This is a genomic window from Nitrospira sp. BLG_2, assembly GCF_049222245.1.
In genome coordinates, this window is record NZ_JBLYIG010000745.1 from 1 (window position 1) to 1,846 (window position 1,846).

The 1,846-nt window shown below is 45.1% G+C and carries 1 protein-coding gene; it reads left to right on the plus strand.

Annotated elements, in window-relative coordinates:
• Positions 1-17 precede the first annotated feature (17 nt).
• The coding region (gene alaS / locus ACOSYY_RS19970) for an alanine--tRNA ligase (RefSeq protein WP_421664714.1) at positions 18-1,846 on the plus strand (1,829 nt) is incomplete at its 3' end.

Below are 1,846 nucleotides of genomic sequence, written 5' to 3' on the forward strand. Positions count from 1 at the left end.
CTTCAGTTGATACAGGCATGGGATTGGAGCGTGTTGCTGCTGTGATGCAAAATGTGCATAGTAATTATGATATCGATCTCTTTCAGCATCTAATGAGGGCGACACAAAAAATTCTAGAGGCAAAGCATCCTGAGCAGACAAATTTAAATGATGAAGAAAGTTTAACTTCAATTCGCGTGATTGCTGATCATATCCGTTCGGTGACTTTTTTAATTGCAGATGGTGTTACACCTTCGAATGAAGGTCGTGGTTATGTGCTGCGACGAATTTTGCGTCGGGCAATTCGTCATGGGAATAAATTAGGTTTACCACCGCAATTTTTTCATCAAATGGTTCAGCCTTTGGTTGAGGTGATGGGGGATGCTTATCCTCGTTTAGTGTCTGAACAGTCTCGTATTGTGGAAGTGTTAAAGCGCGAAGAAGATCAATTTGCCAAAACGCTGGAGCAGGGGATGCATTTGCTGGAAGAAGCGTTGAGCAAAATCAGCGCCAAAGAAATTCCGGGTGAAGTGGTGTTTAAATTGTATGATACCTATGGATTTCCCACGGATTTAACAGCGGATATTGCACGGGAACGTGGTTTAAGTGTGGATTATGCGGGTTTTGATAAGGCGATGGCGGCGCAGCGCGAACAATCTCAAACGGCTTCGCAGTTTGCGGTGGATTATACGGGGCAATTGCAAGTTCAGGGTGAAACCGATTTTACCGGTTATGATCGCACAACCGATGAAGCGGTAGTTTCTGCGCTTTTTGATCAAGCTGGCAAAGCGACTAAAACATTATCAGCAGGGCAGAGCGGGATTGTCGTGCTCGATCGTACGCCTTTTTATGCAGAAGCCGGTGGGCAAATTGGTGACAAAGGGCAACTGCAATTTGAAGGCGGATCATTTGCGGTTGAAGATACTAAAAAGCAAGGGATGGTGCATCTTCATTATGGAAAGCTGGTGGCTGGTTCTCTGAGTGTAAATGCCAAAGTGGACGCAGAAGTGGATTCGGCACGTCAGGCAATTATGTTGAATCATACGGCGACTCATTTACTGCATGCGGCGCTGCGTCGTGTGGTGGGCTCGCATGTGATTCAAAAAGGTTCACTGGTGGCGGCTGATCGTTTACGTTTTGATTATGCGCACCATGAACCCCTGACAAGCCAACAAATTTTTGAGGTTGAGCGTTTAGTCAATCAACAAATTCGTGCGAATTTAACGGGTAAAGTCGAAACGATGTCGCCTGAAGCCGCTACAAAAAAAGGTGCGATGGCGTTGTTTGGTGAAAAATACGGCGATGAAGTACGCGTACTCAGCATCGGTGAATTTTCAATGGAATTGTGTGGAGGTACCCACGTTAAACACACCGGTGAAATCGGATTATTTAAAATTATTTCTGAAGTTGGGATCGCAGCGGGTATCCGAAGAATTGAAGCTTTATCGGGTGATGAAGCTTTAATGTGGGCAGAAGAATCTGAGCAACAACTTCAAACAGCAGCTCTACTGCTCAAGACCAATCGTCAAAATTTAATTTCAAAATTAGAACAAACCTTTGAAGAAAAACGTCAGCTCGAAAAAGAATTACAACGACTAAAATCACAACTAGCCGGATCAAAATCTTCAGATCTGATTAGTCAAGCAGTTGATATACAGGGTGTCAAAGTTTTGGCGGCCCAAATTGATGGTGTAGACGCAAAAACTCTCAGGGAACTCGTCGATCAACTCAAAGACAAACTCCAAACCGGCATCGTACTGCTCGCCACCATCGAAGATCAAAAAATCCGCCTCATCGCCGGCGTCACCAAAAACTGCACAGACCGCCTGAGTGCTGGCAACCTAGTCAACCACATCGCCACCCAACT